This is a genomic window from Micromonospora sp. WMMD736, assembly GCF_049179015.1.
Classification (GTDB): Bacteria; Actinomycetota; Actinomycetes; order Mycobacteriales; family Micromonosporaceae; genus Micromonospora.
Genome location: NZ_JBMHMI010000001.1, coordinates 823,580 through 841,226 on the forward strand (window position 1 = coordinate 823,580; position 17,647 = coordinate 841,226).

Annotated in this window: 16 protein-coding genes; 12 read left to right on the plus strand and 4 right to left on the minus strand. The window is 73.4% G+C overall.

From position 1 onward, the window contains the following. The first annotated feature begins 28 nt into the window (after positions 1–28). Entirely contained in the window at positions 29–2,512 is a 2,484-nt protein-coding gene (locus ACN269_RS03565) for an ABC transporter permease (RefSeq protein ID WP_421470993.1), read from the plus strand. 85 nt (positions 2,513–2,597) lie between these two features. On the opposite strand, the gene ACN269_RS03570 is transcribed toward ACN269_RS03565, so the two are convergent. Further along, a complete protein-coding gene (locus ACN269_RS03570; protein ID WP_421470994.1) occupies positions 2,598–3,860 on the minus strand; it encodes a nucleotide sugar dehydrogenase in 1,263 nt (420 codons plus the stop codon). Between the two features lie 101 nt (positions 3,861–3,961). Then, on the minus strand, positions 3,962–5,338 hold the full coding sequence (locus tag ACN269_RS03575; RefSeq protein WP_421470995.1) for a serine/threonine-protein kinase: 1,377 nt from the start codon (positions 5,336–5,338) through the stop codon (positions 3,962–3,964). 510 nt (positions 5,339–5,848) lie between these two features. On the opposite strand from ACN269_RS03575, the gene ACN269_RS03580 reads away from it, so the two are divergent. The 10 genes from ACN269_RS03580 to ACN269_RS03625 all read left to right on the plus strand — a co-directional run bounded on the left by ACN269_RS03580 (position 5,849) and on the right by ACN269_RS03625 (position 13,807). Next, positions 5,849–6,550 carry an RNA polymerase sigma factor gene (locus ACN269_RS03580; protein WP_421470996.1) on the plus strand — a complete coding sequence of 234 codons (702 nt, stop codon included), beginning with the start codon at positions 5,849–5,851 and terminating at the stop codon, positions 6,548–6,550. A 16-nt stretch (positions 6,551–6,566) separates the two neighbouring features. Then, positions 6,567–7,376 (plus strand): hypothetical protein, encoded by an 810-nt coding sequence (locus tag ACN269_RS03585; protein WP_421470997.1) that lies wholly within the window; start codon positions 6,567–6,569, stop codon positions 7,374–7,376. A 176-nt stretch (positions 7,377–7,552) separates the two neighbouring features. Beyond that, positions 7,553–8,800: an ergothioneine biosynthesis glutamate--cysteine ligase EgtA gene (gene egtA, locus ACN269_RS03590; protein ID WP_421470998.1), complete on the plus strand. Its 1,248-nt coding sequence runs from the start codon at positions 7,553–7,555 to the stop codon at positions 8,798–8,800. A gap of 142 nt (positions 8,801–8,942) precedes the next feature. Further along, a complete protein-coding gene (gene egtB, locus ACN269_RS03595; protein ID WP_421470999.1) occupies positions 8,943–10,280 on the plus strand; it encodes an ergothioneine biosynthesis protein EgtB in 1,338 nt (445 codons plus the stop codon). 28 nt (positions 10,281–10,308) lie between these two features. Then, positions 10,309–11,055: an ergothioneine biosynthesis protein EgtC gene (egtC, locus tag ACN269_RS03600; protein WP_421471000.1), complete on the plus strand. Its 747-nt coding sequence runs from the start codon at positions 10,309–10,311 to the stop codon at positions 11,053–11,055. Between the two features lie 55 nt (positions 11,056–11,110). Further along, positions 11,111–12,076: an L-histidine N(alpha)-methyltransferase gene (egtD, locus tag ACN269_RS03605; RefSeq protein ID WP_421471001.1), complete on the plus strand. Its 966-nt coding sequence runs from the start codon at positions 11,111–11,113 to the stop codon at positions 12,074–12,076. A 217-nt stretch (positions 12,077–12,293) separates the two neighbouring features. Next, positions 12,294–12,881, plus strand: a complete 588-nt coding sequence (locus ACN269_RS03610; RefSeq protein ID WP_421471002.1) for a TMEM165/GDT1 family protein — start codon at positions 12,294–12,296, stop codon at positions 12,879–12,881. Between the two features lie 41 nt (positions 12,882–12,922). Continuing rightward, on the plus strand, positions 12,923–13,285 hold the full coding sequence (locus tag ACN269_RS03615; protein WP_421471003.1) for a DUF1622 domain-containing protein: 363 nt from the start codon (positions 12,923–12,925) through the stop codon (positions 13,283–13,285). Next, positions 13,282–13,605, plus strand: coding sequence for a hypothetical protein (locus tag ACN269_RS03620; protein ID WP_421471004.1), 324 nt, complete (start codon positions 13,282–13,284; stop codon positions 13,603–13,605). The genes ACN269_RS03615 and ACN269_RS03620 overlap by 4 nt, the downstream gene beginning before the upstream one ends. Positions 13,606–13,609: 4 nt before the next feature. Continuing rightward, on the plus strand, positions 13,610–13,807 hold the full coding sequence (locus ACN269_RS03625; RefSeq protein ID WP_421471005.1) for a hypothetical protein: 198 nt from the start codon (positions 13,610–13,612) through the stop codon (positions 13,805–13,807). 26 nt (positions 13,808–13,833) lie between these two features. On the opposite strand, the gene nhaA is transcribed toward ACN269_RS03625, so the two are convergent. Beyond that, the gene (nhaA, locus tag ACN269_RS03630; protein WP_421471006.1) at positions 13,834–15,183 is read right to left on the minus strand and encodes a Na+/H+ antiporter NhaA; all 1,350 of its coding nucleotides are present in this window, start codon (positions 15,181–15,183) and stop codon (positions 13,834–13,836) included. Between the two features lie 354 nt (positions 15,184–15,537). Between nhaA and ACN269_RS03635 the strand changes: the two genes are divergently transcribed. Next, complete coding sequence (locus ACN269_RS03635; protein ID WP_421471007.1) at positions 15,538–16,998, plus strand: polysaccharide biosynthesis tyrosine autokinase; 1,461 nt, start codon at positions 15,538–15,540, stop codon at positions 16,996–16,998. Here the strand turns inward: ACN269_RS03635 and ACN269_RS03640 are convergent. Then, complete coding sequence (locus ACN269_RS03640; RefSeq protein WP_421471008.1) at positions 16,979–17,533, minus strand: low molecular weight phosphatase family protein; 555 nt, start codon at positions 17,531–17,533, stop codon at positions 16,979–16,981. The genes ACN269_RS03635 and ACN269_RS03640 overlap by 20 nt on opposite strands. Positions 17,534–17,647 lie beyond the last annotated feature (114 nt).

The window sequence follows — 17,647 nt, forward strand, 5'->3', positions numbered from 1 at the left end:
GATCCGCGCCGGCACCGGGAGCCCGCACATGATCCGCCTGACCCTGCGTACGCTGCGCGCCGAGGCGCTGCGCATGCTGCTCTCCACGCTCGCCGTCGTGCTCGGTGTCGCCTTCGTCGCCGGCACGCTGATCGTCGTGGACGGCATGCGCGCGGGCGCGTACCAGCGGGCCGGCGCCTTCGACCGACACACCGACCTCGGCGTCTATCCCGACGGCCACAAGCCGCTCCCGGCGAGGCTGGTCGACGACGTCCGGAGGGTCGACGGGGTGGCCGCCGCGGCCGGTGAGCTGCTCGGCGCCGGTGGACTCCTCGGCGCTGACGGGCGGCCGGTGCTCGGCTACGCCGTGCTCGCCGCCATCCCCACCGAGTCGGCCCTGCGCTCGTACGACGTGGTCGCCGGTCGGCTCCCCGACCGCACGGGCGAGGTGGTGCTCGACGCGCCCACCGTGGCGAAGGAGGGCTTCACCCTCGGCGCTGAAGTCCTCGTCGGCGGGACCGACGGGCCGGCCCGCCCGTACACCCTGGTCGGCACGGTCGACGTGGCGGGCGGCGTCCGCGACGTCGGCGGTCCGTTCATCGGCCTGGTCGGCGCGGACGCGCTCGCGCTCACCGGCGGGCGTGGTTACGACCGGATCATGGTGGCGGCCCGGCCGGGAACGGCCCAGGCGGCGCTGGCCGAGCGGCTGCGTGCCGCCGTCGGGAACACCGACGCCGAGGTGAAGGGCCGGCAGCAGATCCTCGACGAGGCCGTCGAGGACTCCGTGCGTAACCTGAACCAGTTCCTGATGCTGCTGCTCATCTTCGTCGGCGTCGCGGTGGTGGTGGCCGGCTTCGTGATCGCCAACACCTTCGCGATCGTGCTGGCCCAGCGCACCCGACGGACCGCGCTGCTGCGCCTGGTGGGCGCGACCCGGGGGCAGGTCTTCCGGGCCGCGTTGCTGGAGTCGGCGGTGCTCGGTTTCGTCGCGTCGATGCTCGGGGTGCTGCTCGGGGCGGCCCTCGCCGCCGGTATGCGCCTCCTGATGTCCCGACTGGAGGTGCCGCTCGCCGGCGGGTTGACCGTCGCCGGCTCGACCGTGCTGACCAGCCTGCTGCTCGGTACCGGGCTCACCGTGGCCGCCGCGCTGCTACCGGCCTGGCGGGGCACCCGCGTCGCCCCGGTGGCCGCGCTGACCGATGCCGCCGTGCAGCCCGCCCGGGGAGCGGGCCGGGCGCGGTTGGCCCTCGGCGCGGTGGTGCTGGGCGCGGGGGTCGCGGCGCTGGCCGGCGCGGCCAGCGCCGGCCAGGTGCTCCTCGTGGCGGTGGGCGGTGTGTTGGCCTTCTTCGGCATCGTGCTGTTCGGCCCGCTGCTCGTCCCGGCGCTGGTCCGGCTGATCGGCTGGCCGGCCCGCCGGGTGTTCGGTATGACCGTCGGCCTGGCGGTGGCGAACGCGGTCCGCAACCCGCGTCGGATCGCCGCGACGGCGACCGCCCTGGTCATCGGGATCGGCTTGGTGTCGGCGTTCGTGGTGGGCGCGCGCAGCACCAAGGACGGCATCGAACGCAGTGTCGACGCCGAGATCGGGACGGACTTCGTGGTCAGCGGCATCGGCCAGAATCTGCCCGCCGCGCTCAGCGGTGAGCTGGCCGCGCGCCCCGAACTGGGCGTGGTGCACGAGCAGCGCAGCGTCGTCACCGGCGACATCGAGGTCCGGGCCGCCCACCCGGCGCTGGTCGGTCGGACGTTGTCCGGCGTGGTGGCCGGCGACGTCGACCGGCTCGGTCCCGGACAGGTGCTGGTGCACCAGGAGTTGGCGCGGGCGCACGGCTGGCAGGTCGGTTCCGCCGTCACCATCGAGGGACGGTCGTTCCGGGTGGCCGCGGTGGTCGCCGACGACACACCGGCCATGGTCGGGAGTGCGGCGGCCGAGGGACACGTCATCGAGCTCGACGACCGGGACTTCGCCGTCCTCTTTCCCCGCGAACGGGGTTTCCTGGCCGAGATCGACCCGGCCAGCGGCGTACGCGACGACCGGGCCCGCGCCGCGATCGAGGCCGTGCTCGCCCGCTACCCGACGGCGAACCTCATGGACCAGGGCGCGTACAAGAAGATGCTCACCGGCACGGTGGACATGCTGCTGGCCTCCGTCACCGCGCTGCTCGGCCTGGCCATCGTGATCGCCCTCGTCGGCGTGGCCAACACGCTGAGCCTGTCGGTGGTCGAGCGCACCCGGGAGAACGGTGTCCTGCGGGCGGTCGGGCTGACCCGCAACCGGATGCGGGCCATGCTCGCGGTCGAGGCGATCCTGATGACGCTCGTGGGCGCGGTCCTCGGCATCGGGCTGGGTACCGGCGTCAGCGCCGCCGGCATGGCGCTGCTGGCCCGCCTCGGCGGGGACTTCCACGTGGTGCTGCCACTCGGCCAGCTCTCCTCGATCCTCGGCGTGGCGGTGCTGGCCGCCCTGCTCGCCTCGGTGCTTCCGGCCCGCCGGGCGCTGTCGCGGCCCGTCGTCGAGGCGCTCGCCGACTAGGTGCGTCCGACAGCGACATCCGCCGGCCGGTCCCGCCGTCTTCCCCGGCGGCGGGACCGGCCAGCGGTGCCGGGTCTGTGCTGCCCTACAGACGCTCCACCATCTCGCCGGAGCACCGGTTGCGGGTGTCGAAGATGTAGCGGGCGTGCCGGACCACGAGGTCGTAGTCGAAGCAGTCGTGGTCGGTGACCACCACGACCGCGTCCGCGGCCCGTACCTCCCGCTCGGTGAGCCCGACGACCGCGACCCCGGCGGGAATCTGGTGCGCCTCCGCGTACGGCTCGACCGCGTGCACCTCGGCGCCGAGTGCCTGCAGACGGCGGGCCACGTCGACGGCGGGGGAGTCCCGCATGTCACCGGTGTTCCGCTTGTACGCGAGCCCGAGCAGCAGCAGTCGCGCGCCGCTGACCGCCCGGCCGGCGCGATTCAGCCCTGCCATGATCCGCTGGGTGACGTGTTCGGGCATCTCGTGGTTGATGTCGTTGGCCAGCTCGATGAACCGGAACTGCCGGCCGAGGCGTCGCTTGACCTGCCAGGACAGGTAGCACGGATCGATCGGCAGGCAGTGCCCGCCGACGCCCGGACCGGGCCGGAACGGCAGGAACCCGAACGGCTTGGTCGCGGCGGCGTCGATCGCCTGCCAGACGTCGATGTCGAGGTGGTGCGAGAGCATCGTGAGCTCGTTGATCAGCGCGATGTTGACCTGGCGGAACGTGTTCTCGATCAGCTTGGTCAGCTCGGCCACCCGGGTGGAGTCGACGGCGACGGTGCGCTCCACGAGCCGCTGGTAGAACCCCTGCACCCGGTCCAGCGACGCCGCGTCGATCCCGGAGACCACCTTCGGGGTGTTCTCCAGCCGCCACGTCGGGTTGCCGGGGTCGATCCGCTCCGGGCTGTAGCCGAGGTGGAAGTCGCCGGGGCTGGTGAGCCCGCTGGCCGACTCCAACAGCGGCCGGAGCAGCTCCTCGGTGGTGCCGGGATAGGTGGTCGACTCCAGGATCACCGTGCAGCCCGGCCGCACGTACGGGCCGATACCGACACCGGCCTGCTCGACGAAGCTCAGATCCGGGGTGCCGTCGCGCAGCGGGGTGGGCACGGTGATGACGCAGACGTCGAAACCCTCGGCGTCGGTGTACTCGGTGCTGGGGCGGTACCGGCCGCTGCCCAGCGCCCGGCCAAGCCGGTCGGTGGGAATGTCCTCGACGAACGACTCACCCGACGCGAGCCGCTTCACCCGGTCGGCGTCGACGTCCAGGCCGACGACGTCCAGGCCCGCCTCGACGGCGCGCATCGCCAGCGGCAGTCCGACGTACCCCTGGCCGATCACGACCAGCTTCTCAGCGCTCACCCAGGCTCCCGCAGACGGTGGAAATGACCTGCGGAGAGCCTAGAGCGGTTTTCGGCGGCGTAAGTCCGTTTTGGGGATATCGGTGCTGGTGGGGCGGCTGATCAGCCGCCCTGGGTGTCTCCGGAGCCGGTCGATGGATCGGTGGAGGGGCTCGTGTCGCCCGCCGGCGAGTTGCTCGGCGACACCGGGGTCTTCGGCGGGTCACTCGGCGGCGGCGGCGCGGTGGTCGCGCTCGGCGTCGGCGAGGGCGAGGTGGCCGACTGGCTGGGCTGCACGCTCGGCGTGGCGCTGACCGACGCGGACGTCGTGCTGTCCGGAACGGTCGGCCGGTTCGGTCGACCCGGGTCGTTGGTCATCTGCTCGTTCGCCGCCGGCAGCTCCACCTGCTCGGTCGGCCCCTGGGTCGGCCCGATCGTGGGCAGCTTGACGGCCGGATCGTCGCCGGTGTTGCGCGCCGCCCCCAGGGCCGCGCCCAGGCCGACCAGGGCGACGAGCATGGCCACCGCCGCACCGACCAGCGGCCCGCGGCGTCGCGGGCGTGCCGCGTCGGTCGTGCCGGCCACCGCCGCGCCGACCGGAACGTCGGTACGGGTGCCCGGGCCGGCGTCGCGCAGCGGCACCGCCGACGCCAGCGCCGTCGGTGGTTCGCCGCCGGTCACCGCGGTGCGGGCCGCCTCCGCCATCGCCGAGCCGCTCGTGAAGCGGTCCAGCGGATCCTTCGCGAGGGCCCGCGACACCAGGGCGCGGACCGCCTCCGGGATGTCGTGCGGCAGCTCCGGCGGCTCGTCGTCGAGGTGCCGGACGGCGACCTGGAGGGGGTTGTCACCGGTGAACGGCGGGCCGCCGGTGAGGCAGCAGTACGCGACCGCGCCCAGGGCGTAGATGTCGGTGGCGCCGCTGACCGGCCGGCCGGCGGCCTGCTCGGGCGCCATGTAGAGGGCGGTGCCGGGCACCGCGTTGGTGCTGGTGATGCTGGTCACGTTGGTGGAGCGGGCGACGCCGAAGTCGACCAGGACGACCGTGCCGTCCTCCTGCACCAGCAGGTTGCTGGGCTTGACGTCCCGGTGCACGATGCCGCCCCGGTGCGCCGCGCCCAACGCGTGCCCCGCCTGGGCCACGATCGACATCGTCTCGGCCACGTCGAGACGACCGGCGGCCTCGATCCGCTTGGACAGCGGTTCGCCCTCGACGAACTCCATGACCAGATAGTCGGCCCGGCCGCCGTCGGGCAGGTCGTCCTCCCCGCAGTCGTACACCTGCACGATGCCGGGGTGCCGCAACGCCGCCATGATGCGCGCCTCGGCACGGAAGCGGGCGATGAAGTCAGGGTCGGAGACCAGCGCCGGCAGCAGGACCTTGACCGCGACCTGTCGGCCGAGGACGAGGTCGGAGGCACGCCAGACGTCGCCCATGCCGCCCGTGGCGACACGTTCGTCCAGGCGGTACCGACCGCTGAGCACGACCTCCGATGACAACACAGCATTACCGTACCCAGAGTGGCGCTCAACGGCTCGCTGCGGTGGACCCGGCGCGGGACCGCGCTCGTCGGTCCGTCGGGGGCGAGCTTCGCCGGTCGGGTCGGTGTGTGACGTCCCGATGACGTCACGTCACAAAAGCCGACACATTCCGGCGTACGTCGGCCCGGTTGCCGCGCAGGACGCTCACCTGAGCGGGGGAGCGCCCGAGGGGCGTCGTCCGTTACGGCGGCACGCCGGTCGAACAGCTTGATAATTGTCACTCTTCTGTAATGCGATCCCAACTTGTCGCATGAAACGTCCCCTCCTACCGTTAGCCCGGCTCGGGCCGCCGACGGCCAGCGCGTCGGGTCGACGTACCGGGTGTGAACACCCCGGCCGGGCGCGGGGCCCGAATCGAATTCGGCGGGGGGCGGTGCGGGTGCGGGAGCTGGTGGGGCTGACGGTTCGCCGCGCGCGCACGACACCGGCGGGTGTCGCGTCGCTCCGCTCCGGGCGGCCCGTGGGCCGCCGATGACCGGCGAACTGTCCGACGCGGTCACCGCCGCGCAGTCCGGGGACGAGGACGCCTTCCGCTTCCTGTACCGCAGCCTCCAGCCGGGGCTGCTGCGGTACCTGACCGCCCTGGTCGGCGCGGACGCCGAGGACGTCGCGTCGGAGACCTGGTTGCAGATCTCCCGGGACCTGCCCACCTTCACCGGCGGCGAGTTCCGGGCCTGGACGGTCACCATCGCCCGCAATCGCGCGATGGACCACCTGCGGCGGCTGCGGCGACGACCGTCGCTGCCGGTGCCCGTGCAGGCGCTCACCGAGCTGGCCGGCGACGGCGACACCGCCGAACGCGCCGACGAGACGATCAGCACCGAGGCGGCGTTGGCGCTGATCGCCACGCTGCCACCCCGCGAGGCCGAGGCGGTGCTGCTGCGGGCGGTGATCGGGCTCGACGCGGAGTCCGCCGGCCGGGTGCTCGGCCGGCGGGCCGGCGCCGTCCGGACCGCCGCCCACCGCGGTCTGCGCCGGCTCGCCACCCTGCTGGACCGGCCGGCCGTACCGACACCGTCGGTGGACGCTGACGCCGCCGCGCCCAGCCCCCGGCACACGGTGTCCGGGCCGGACGCGCAGCGCCCGCCGGCCGGCGGTGAGGTGGTCCCGACCCCTCGTCGACGGATCGGGCGGTCCCGGCGGACCTCACCTGCCGAGCAGGCGGACGGCTGACGTGAAGGGATTCCGGATGAACCCGTACCGGCCGGACCGGCACGCCGGCCGCGCCGAGACCGAACGGCTGCTCGACGCCGCCCGCGTCGACGACAAGGCCACCCCGGACGCGACCAGCGCCGACCCGGCTGCGCCCGCGGCCCCGGGGGTGTCCGGGACCGACCCGCTGGCCCGGCTGCTCTCCGCGGCCGCCGGCCCGACTCGGCCGGGGGAGTTGGCGGGTGAAAAGGCCGCGCTGGCCGCCTTCCGGGCCGCCCGGGCCGCTCCGGCGACCGCCGTGACCCGTCGGCCACGCCGGCACCGGCTCACCACCGGAGCGCTGGCGTGGATCGGCGCGCTGGCCGCCACGGCCACCGCCGGGGTGGCGTTCGCCGCGGCCGGTCTGGAGCAGGCACCCGAGCCGCCGCCCGCGCCCAGCGTCGCGCCACCGCACACCACGGGTCCGGCGGCGACCGCCTCGACCGCGCCGAGCGCGTCGACTCCGCCCGGCCGTCCCTCGGCGTCCGTCCCGCCGTCGAGCGCAGCGCCGCCCGACGGTCAGCTGCACGGTCTGTGCCGCGCGTGGCGGGCCGAGAAGCCCGAGCAGCGGGAGAAGAAGCTGCGGACGCCGGCCTTCGAACGGTTGGTGGCGGCCGCCGGTGGGATCGCCGCCGTCGAGGAGTACTGCCAGCGACTGGTGCCCGAGGCGAAGCCGTCCACCCCGCCGTCGACGGCGCCCTCCGCCCCGGCGCGACCGACGCCACCCGCCGAACCGTCCCCGGCGGCGACGCCATCCGGTCAGGCGAAGGTCAAGCCCTCGCACCCGGCCCGGCCGGCCGGCGACTGAGCGTACGGGTACGCGGTTCGTTCTGCCCTGCACCGGGAAACGCGTCTGTTAGACAGGGATTGGTGGTCCCGTCGACGCTCGCGGGGAGTGTCGGTGGCCGGGTCTACGGTGGTGCCCGTGCTCCGGAGCTGACGCACGGCGCACGCGGTCGTCGTACGACGAGGGAGGCTGCACCGATGGTGACGTCGCCGGAGCTGGACCAGAGTGAGATCCTGCGCGAGTCCGCCGCCGCGGGCCGGCACCTCGCGCGCATCTGCTTCAAGACCGGCCCTCCGACGTACACCGGTGTCGAACTGGAATGGACCGTGCACGACGCCGCCGACCCCGCCCTTGCGGTCGACCCGGCGCGGCTGCGGACGGCGCTGGGGCGGCACAGCCCCGTCACGCTGGATCCGACGAGCCCCGCCGAGCCGCTGCGACACGGCGGCACGGTGACCCTCGAACCGGGCGGCCAGCTGGAGATCTCCACCCCGCCGAGCACCTCGACCGGCGCGTTGATCCAGGCCACCGAGGCGGACATCGCCCAGGTCACGGGCCTGCTGGCCGCCGTCGGACTGACCCTCGGGGGCAGCGGCATCGACCCACACCGTCGGCCCCGCCCGGTGTTGGACACTCCCCGCTACCGCGCCATGCGCCGGGTGTTCGACCGGCGCGGCCCGGCCGGCCGGACGATGATGTACAGCACCGCCGGCCTCCAGGTGTGCCTCGACGTCGGCGAACCGGACCAGGTCGCCCCACGCTGGGCGGCGGCGCACGCCGTCGGCCCAGCGCTGCTCGCGGCGTTCGCCTCGGCCAGCCGGCACGCCGGCCGGCGCACCGGTTGGGCATCCGCGCGGATGGCCGCCTGGCTGGCGATCGATCCGGCGCGGACCCGCCCGGTGTGGGCGCCCGATGACGCGGACGACGATCCGCCGGCCGCCTGGGCGCGCTACGTACTCGCCGCGCCGCTGCTCTGCCTGCGGCGGCCCGGTCCGGACTGGGCCCCGCCGCCGGGGGTCACCTTCGCCGACTGGCTGGACGGCGCGCTGCCCCGCCCGCCCACCACCGACGACCTCGACTACCACGTCAGCACCCTGTTCCCGCCGGTGCGCCCGCGCGGCTACCTCGAGCTGCGGTATCTGGACGCCCAGCCGGACCGGGACTGGCGGTTGCCGCTCGCGGTGCTGAGCGCGCTCTTCGCCGACCCGGGCACCGTCCGCGCGGCGTGCGCGATCGGCGCCCCGGTGGCGCACCGCTGGTCGGTCGCCGCCCGGCGCGGCCTCGCCGACCCGGCGCTGGCCGCCGCGGCGGCCGCGCTGTTCGACCTGGCCCTGGCCGCCCTGCCCCGCCTCGGGCTGCCGGCCGACACCGACGACGACATCCGCGCGGGTCTACGGCGACGACTGGCCGCCATTCGCAGAGCTGACCGGGGAGCGTCGGAGTGAGCCCCGAACGAAAGGTGCAGCGGTGAGCGCGAGGAGTGAGCCGGGTTTGCGAGCCCCGCAGTCGCGAACGAAAGGTGCAGCGGTGAGCGCGAGGAGTGAGCCGGGTTTGCGAGCCCCGCAGTCGCGAACGAAAGGTGCAGCGGTGAGCGCGAGTACGACGGACCATCCCGACGGTGAGCTGTTGCGGGGGCGGATCGCACAGGAGTTGGCGCGGGCCCGGTCCCGCACGGCCCTGCTGACCGAGGCGGTTGACGACGACGACCTCGTGCGCCAGCACTCTCCGCTGATGTCGCCACTGGTCTGGGACCTGGCACACGTCGGCAACCAGGAGGAGCTGTGGCTGGTGCGCGACGTGGGCGGTCGCGAGCCGGTCCGCTGCGACATCGACGACCTGTACGACGCGTTCAAGCAGCCGCGCCGGGACCGTCCGCGGCTACCCCTGTTGCCACCGGCGGAGGCGCGCGCCTACGTGGGCACGGTCCGCGACAAGGTGTACGACCTGCTCGACGCGGTGAGCTTCGCCGACCGGCCGTTGGTCGCCGACGGGTTCGCCTTCGGCATGATCGTGCAGCACGAGCAGCAGCACGACGAGACGATGCTCGCGACCCACCAGCTGCGCGCGGGCGCGGCGGTTCTGCACGCCCCGCCGCCGCCCGAGCCGGCCGTCCGGGCCGGCGGGGAGGTGCTGGTGCCGGCCGGAGAGTTCACCATGGGCACCGACACCGATCCCTGGGCCCTGGACAACGAACGGCCCGCGCACCAGGTCCACCTGCCCGCGTACGTCATCGACGCCGCACCGGTCACCAACGGCGCGTACGAGGCGTTCATCGCCGACGGCGGCTACTCCGACCGGCGGTGGTGGAGCGCGGCGGGCTGGGAGCACCGGGTGCGCGAGCAACTCGTCGCGCCGCTGCACTGGCGTCGCGACGGTGACGGCTGGGCGTACCGGCGTTTCGGCCGCTGGGACCGGGTACGCCCCGACGAGCCGGTGGTGCACGTGTGTTTCCACGAGGCGCAGGCGTACGCGACGTGGGCCGGTAAGCGTCTGCCGACCGAGGCGGAGTGGGAGAAGGCGGCGCGGTGGGACCCGGCGACCGGGCGGTCCCGCCGTTACCCGTGGGGTGACGACGATCCGACCGCGGCGCACGCCAACCTCGACCAACGTCACCTGTGGCCGGCGCCGGTGGGCGCGTACCCGGCCGGCGCCTCGCCGCTCGGTGTGCACCAGCTCATCGGGGACGTCTGGGAGTGGACGTCGACGACGTTCACCGGTCATCCCGGCTTCACCGCGTTCCCGTACCGCGAGTACTCGGAGGTGTTCTTCGGCGACGACTACCGGGTGCTGCGCGGCGGCTCGTTCGGCACCGACCGGTCGGCATGCCGGGGGACGTTCCGCAACTGGGACTATCCGATCCGGCGGCAGATATTCAGTGGCTTCCGCTGCGCCCGCGACGCCGGTCCGGACGAGTCGCCGCGGTGAGGCACCCGACGCCACGCGGGGTGCGCTGATGTGTCGTCACCTGGTCTACCTCGGCGCTCCGGTCACGTTGGCCGAGTTGCTGTTCGAGCCGGCGTACGCGCTGGTCCGTCAGTCCTGGGCGCCCCGTGACATGCGCGGCGGCGGCACGATCAACGCCGACGGGTTCGGCGTGGGCTGGTACCCGGACGACGGCCCTCCGGTGCGGTACCGGCGTGCCCAGCCGATCTGGAGCGACCCGACGCTCGCCGAGCTGGCGGCGGTGACACGTACCGGCGCGGTGCTCGCCGCGGTCCGGTCGGCCACCGTGGGGATGGCGGTGGTCGACGGCGCGGCGGCGCCGTTCGCGGAGGGCCGGTGGCTGTTCAGCCACAACGGTGTGATCCGCGGCTGGCCCGATTCGATGGTGCCGCTCGCCGCCGGTCTGCCGGTGCGTGACCTGTTGACCCTGGACGCGGCCACCGACTCGGCGTTGCTGTGGGCGTTGGTGCGGCACCGGCTGCGCGCGGGCGACGACCCGGCGGACGCGGTCGGCCGGACGGTGGTCGAGGTCGCCGCGGCCGCCCCGGGCTCGCGGCTGAATCTGCTGCTCACCGACGGGCGGTGGGCGGTGGCCACCGCGGTCGGTCACGCGCTGTCGGTGCGCGCGGGCGCGGACTCGGTGGTGGTGGCTTCCGAGCCACACGACGACGACGCCGGGTGGCGGCCGGTGCCGCAGCAACGCCTGGTCACCGCCACGGCCGAGGAGGTGCGGGTGTGTGGACTGCCGGCCGGATGAGTGTCGCCGGCCGGGCTGGGCGGGGTGTCTGACGACCACGAAAGAGGCGGGGGCGATGAGTGCGGAACCGTTGGAGATCTACCTTGAGCCGCAGGACCTGGAGCGTGGTCTGCGGGCGGACGTCCGGGCGGGGTTGACCGCCGAGGCGAAGTGGCTGCCGCCGAAGTGGTTCTACGACTCGCGGGGCAGTGAGCTGTTCGAGGAGATCACCCGGCTGCCCGAGTACTACCCGACCCGGGCCGAGCGGGCGGTGCTCGCCGCGCACGCCGCCGACGTGGCGGCGCTGACCGGCGCGAAGACCCTGATCGAGCTGGGCTCCGGCTCGTCGGAGAAGACCCGGCTGCTGCTGGACGCGTTCACCCGCCGGGGCGGGCTGGGCACGTTCGTCCCGCTCGACGTCTCGGTCAGCGCTCTGCTCGGGTCGACGGCGCAGATCGCCGCCGACTATCCGGGGCTGCGGGTCCGGGGGATCGTGGGCGACTTCACCCGCCAGCTCGACCGGCTGCCGACCGGAGGGCGACGGCTGGTGGTGTTCCTGGGCGGCACGATCGGCAACCTGTTGCCGGCCGAGCGGGCCGAGTTCCTGACCGCGATGCGCGCCGCGCTGGAGGTCGGCGACTGGCTGCTGCTCGGCACGGACCTGGTGAAGGACCCGTCGGTGGTCGTGCCCGCGTACGACGACGCGGCCGGGGTCACGGCCGAGTTCAACCGCAATGTGCTGTACGTGATCAATCGTGAGTTGGGCGCCGACTTCGACCCGGAGGCGTTCGCGCACGTCGCCCGGTGGGACCCGGAGCGAGAGTGGATCGAGATGCGTCTGCGGGCGACGCGATCGATGCGGGTCCGGGTGCTGGACCTCTCGGTGGTGTTCGACGAGGGGGAGGAACTGCGCACGGAGGTGTCGGCGAAGTTCCGCCCGGAGGGGGTGGCCGCCGAACTGGGCGCGGCGGGTTTCGCGGCGTCGCACTTCTGGACGGACCCGGGCGGGCTGTTCGGGGTGACGCTGGCGCGGGCGCGGTGAGCCTGTTCACCCGCGCCGTCCGGCTCGCTCGGTGATCGGTTAGGCTGGTCGCGCGAAGGGGAGTAGCCCCCAATGTCGTGGTCGACATACTGGTGCGTTCGCGCATCCGGCCACGCGGCCCCGGTCTCCGGGGCGGGCGAGACCTTCGACTCAGGCTGTCGTAGCCGGGTCGAGGGCGCCCCCGTACCTCCTCCCGGCGTGAAACGGGAAGGATGTCATGGAGGGATTCCTCGCCGCGCTGGTCATCAGCTTCGGCGTCATCTTCGTCGCCGAGCTGGGAGACAAGTCCCAGTTGATGGCGCTGACGTTCGCCACGCGGTTCAAGCCGCTTCCGGTGTTGATCGGCATCACCGTCGCCACGGCGGTGGTGCACCTGGCGTCGGTCGCCATCGGTTCGGGTCTCGGCGCCGTGCTGCCCACCGAGTGGATCTCACTGGTGGCCGGCGTGGCCTTCCTCGGTTTCGGCGCGTGGACGCTGCGCGGTGACACGCTCACCGAGGAGGAGAAGCGTAAGGCCGAGAAGACCAGCAAGACCGCGATCGTGGCGGTGTCGGTGGCGTTCTTCCTGGCCGAGCTGGGCGACAAGACGATGCTCGCGACGATCACCCTGGCCACCAAGTACGGCTGGTTCGGCACCTGGCTCGGCTCGACGGTGGGCATGGTGGCCGCGGACGCGCTGGCCATCCTGGTCGGCCGGATGCTCGGCCGCCGGCTGCCGGAGAAGACCATCAAGTACGGCGCCGCGGTGCTCTTCGCCATCAGTGGCCTCTGGCTGATCCTGGAGGCCGTGAACGAGCTGACCTGAGCGCCCGGCCTAACCGCCCCGGTGGCGGGTAACGCCTGCGGGTGGAGCCGGCGGAGCTGCTGCGCCACGGCGACGAGGTCCTCGTCGCTGTGGTGGAGGCGGCCGGCGCCCTGGTGATCGTCGTGGGCGCGCTCTGGGCGGCGGTGCGGTTCGTGGCTGAAGGGCTGCGGCACCGCACCGCCGCCGTCTTCACCCCGATCCGCCTGTCGCTGGGCCGGTTCCTGACGCTCGGTCTGGAGTTCCAGCTCGCGGCCGACGTGTTGCGGACCGCGGTGTCGCCGTCGTTCACGCAGATCGGCCAGTTGGCGGCGATCGCCACGATCCGGACGGCGCTGAACTACTTCCTGGGCCGGGAGATCCGGCAGGAGCAACGGCAGGTCTCCGACGGGCAGCAGCGGACGTGATCACCGGACTGGTCGAGGCGGTGACCGCGCTGGCCCTGGTCGTCGGAGTCGTCACGGCGGTGTGCGTCGGCGACGTGCGGGTCGCGGTACGCGTGCTGTTGGACCTGCTGACGGCGGCCGGTCTGCTGCGTCTCGCCGGGGATCCGGCCTGGGGTGGCCTGGCCTCCACCGCCGCGATCGTGGCGTTGCGTCAACTGCTCGCGGCGGCGTTGAGTCTGCCGCCGCCGTGGTCGCGACGACAATTCCGGCCGCGCTGCGGGGGCGACGATCACCGCTTACCGTGGGCGGTACCAGAGGAACAGGGAAAAGCGGGAGGATGATCACATGAGCCGGCACGACGAACCGAACGAGTACGGGTACGCCGGCGGCGCCACCGCTCCCGAGCCGCAGCCTGGCGGTAAGCCCGATGAGCAGGACCTCGCGGAGGAGGTGGCGGTGCCCGCCGACGATCTCACCGGGCCTACGGCCGACGCCCTCGCGGACGAGACCGAGGAGCGGGCACCCCACGACCGCCGCCACTGACCACGGCGCGTCGTCGCCCGGCCCGGTCAGTCCCGCCCGGGCCGCTGGTAGACGTCGGGCACCCCGTCGCCGTCTGCGTCGAGGCGTTCCTTCTCGGCCACCCGCCGGTACGCGGCGTTGCGGCGGGCCAGCACGGCGGCGGCGAGCGCCGCGGAGATCACCGAGCCGGTGAGCACGGCCGCCTTGACCCGCTCGTCGGCCGTGCTGCCGGCGCCGAACGCCAGATCGCCGATGAGCAGGGAGACGGTGAACCCGACCCCGGCCAGCAGGGCGATGCCGAACAGGTCGGACCAGGTGATGTCCTCGTCCAACTCGGCGCGGGTGAACCGGGCCAGCAGGTAGGTCGAGCCGAAGATCCCGATGCTCTTGCCGAGCACCAGGCCGGCCACCACGGCAATCACCAGCGGGTCGGTCAGCAGGGCGCCGAGATCGGTGCCACGGAGTGTGACGCCGGCCGCGAAGAGGGCGAACACCGGTACGGCGAAGCCGGCGGACACGGGCCGCCAGCGGTGTTCCAGGTGCGCGGCGAGCCCGCCCGCGTCCGCGCCGCCCGACTGCGCCCGGTCGGCCGTCGCCGCGGTGCCGCCAGGGGCGCGGGTCAGCACCGGCACGGTGAAGCCGAGCAGCACGCCCGCGACCGTGGCGTGCACACCGGAGGCGTGCACCAGCGCCCAGGTGGTGACCGCGAGCGGGACGAGGGCCCACCACCAGGTCCGGCCCCGGCGCACCAGCCAGGCGAAGAGCCCGATCGGGGCGAGCGCGGCGAGCAGCGGCAGCGGGTGGAAGTCGGCGGTGTAGAAGACCGCGATGATGGTGATGGCGAACAGGTCGTCGACCACGGCCAGGGTGAGCAGGAAGGCGCGCAGGCCCTGGGGCAGGTGTGAGCTGACCACCGCGAGGACGGCCAGCGCGAAGGCGATGTCGGTGGCGGTCGGGATGGCCCAGCCCCGTAGTCCCTCGCCGCCTGTGCCGAGGAGCACGGCCACGTAGATCAACGCTGGCAGCGCCATGCCCCCCAGGGCCGCGACCACCGGCAGTGCCGCGCGTCGCGGGTCGCGCAGGTCTCCGGCGACGAACTCGCGCTTGAGTTCCAGGCCCACCACGAAGAAGAAGATGGCGAGCAGGCCGTCGGCTGCCCAGGTGGCGAGGCTCAGGTCGAGGTGGAGTCGCTCGCCGCCCGGCCAGGGCACCCAGGCCCCGAGCCGGACGTACGCCGCGCTCCACGGCGAGTTCGCCCAGGCCAGCGCGAGGACGGCCCCGAGTAGCAGCAGGGCGCCGCCGACCGTTTCGGTGCGCAGCACGTCGGCCAGGTGCCGGGCCTCCGGCCAGGACGATCGCGAGAAGAGTCGGTCGCGGTGGGGGGTGCGGCCGGTCATGAAGGTGCTCACCTCTGGTGTCGGGACGGCAGGGATCCAATCGCCGACCAGACTTCCCGGCACACCGCTGTCGACCCTATCCGGTCGGCGTCGGTACGCCGTGCTCGTGGAGGCGTGACAGCGCGATCGAGACCGGCGCGGGGAATCGGTCGCCGACTTTTCCGGGCGTCGCCGCTGCCGAATGGCCCTTTGTCGGGTTGGTCATGCCGGGGACGCACTGGGCCGACCACGAAAATGCATAACTCCGGACATAAGACCTATGAGGGGCTTTAATGGTTTCACGAGTTGACAGACGACCTTGGGGGTTTTCGTGAAGTTCTTTGGCGTAACCGGACCCGTCCGGAGGCAAGCCTGATGGACCTGCTGCGCCAATTGCGCCACGTGCGTCGGCACTGGTGGGTCGTGCTGGTCACGATCATGGTGGCCCTGGGGGTCTCGGCGTTCCTGACCGTACGGGCCCAGCCCCGGTACGTCGCCTCGGTGACCTTCTTCGTCACCACCCCCAACCAGGGCGTCACCGATGCCTACCAGGGCGGGCTGTTCCTCCAGCAGCGCGTCAAGTCGTACGCCGACCTGCTCAGCAGCGACCGTCTTGCACAGAGCGTCGCGGCCGAGACGCCGGTCGGGCTCACTGCGGACGAGGTGCAGCGCCGGGTGACCACCTCCACCGAGACGGGCACCGTCCTGCTGCGCGCCTCGGTCACCGACACCGACCAGGCCCGCGCGCTGCGGGTGAGCGAGACCCTCGCCGCGAAGTTCGTCGAACTCGTGCAGAAGGTCGAGACGCCACCCGAGGGCAAGGCCCCCATCAAGATCGAGGTCGTCAGCGGCCCCCGGGTCAGCACGAGCCCCGTCTCGCCCAAGCCGCTGCGCAACTTCGTACTCGGCGGTCTGCTCGGCCTCGTCCTCGGCGTCGGCCTGGCGATCCTGCGCGGCGTCGCCGACGTCCGTCTGCGCGACGCCGCCGGCCTGCAACGCGCCACCGGAAGCCCGCTGCTCGGCGAGATCCCGTTCGAGGGCGCCGCCCGCACGTCCCCGCTGATCGTCGGCGACGCCGCGACGTCGGCCCGTGCCGAGGCGGTCCGCAAGCTCCGGACCAACCTGCGTTTCGTGGACGTGCACGAGCCGGCCCGGGTCATCGCCGTGACCAGCGCGTTGCAGGGCGAGGGCAAGACGACGATGTCGTGCAATCTGGCCATCGCGCTGGCCGAGGCGGGCTGGCGGGTGCTGCTGGTCGACGCCGACCTGCGCCGCCCGAAGGTCGACGACTACCTGGGCCTGGACGCCGGCGTCGGCCTCACCGACGTGTTGGTCGGCGACGTTCAGGTCGGTGACGTGGTGCAGCGCTGGGGCGACAAGTCCCTGCTGGTGCTGCCCAGCGGCTCCGCGCCGCCCAACCCGAGTGAGTTGCTCGGCTCCAAGGCGATGGCGGACCTGCTGCTCGCGTTGCGGGAATCCGCGGACATCGTGATCATCGACACCGCGCCGCTGCTCGCGGTGACCGACGGCGTCGTGGTGGCCGTACAGGCCGATGGCGCGCTGCTGGTGAGCCAGCAGGGGCGTACGTCGCGGACCCAGGTGGCCGCGGCGGCACGTGCGCTGCACTCGGTCTCGGTGCGGCTGCTCGGCTGCGTGCTCAACATGGCCAAGGTGGCCAAGGCCGAGGCGTACCAGTACGAGGCCTACCGGGTGGTCGCCTCGACCGCCACGCCGTCGGTCCCGACCGGCCGGGCCACCACCGCCCGGCACAGCGAGGACGCCGGGGTCAACGGCGTCAGCGACCGTACCCAGGAACTCACCCGGCTGCCCCGATGAGCGCGGCGAGGGGTCGTAGCGAGCGTTCGATCTCCTCGGCGCAGCGACGGAAGTCGGCGACCGTACCGCCGATCGGGTCCCGCAGGTCGTCCGCGTCCGGGGCGGCGGGTTGCAGCCGCCCCCGGGCGCGGGCGGCGGCGGCGATGGCGGCCCCCAGCGGATCGTCGGTCGATCCGACCGGCGGCTCGGCCGCCGCCGCCAGCCGGCCGAACTGGCGCAGGGTGAACGTCCGGTGTAGCGCGCTGGGCGCGAGCGAGGTGCACACCGACCGCTGCCGCCGCGTGGCGGTCAGCACGAGCGTCGCGTCGGTCAGCTGTTCGGCACGCAGCGTACGGCTGCTGAACGGCGCCGGGTCGCCGCCCTCCTCGGCCACGACCTCCGCCGCGTACGGGTGCATGGCCAACCCGTCCATCGCGTCGGTGCCCGCGCTGGACACCAGCACGGGACGGTCGGCCAGCAGCCGTCGGGCCAGGTACTCGGCCATCGGCGAACGACACAGGTTGGCGTGGCAGACGAACAGCACGCGGTCGACCATCGGGAGCCCTCTCGTGGATGCCGACACGGGTCGCCACACCGCGAGGGTGGTGCGTCGACGCCGCTGGGCGCGCGGGGAAGGGTTGCCAGCATCGTACGCGGGCCGCCCCGTCGG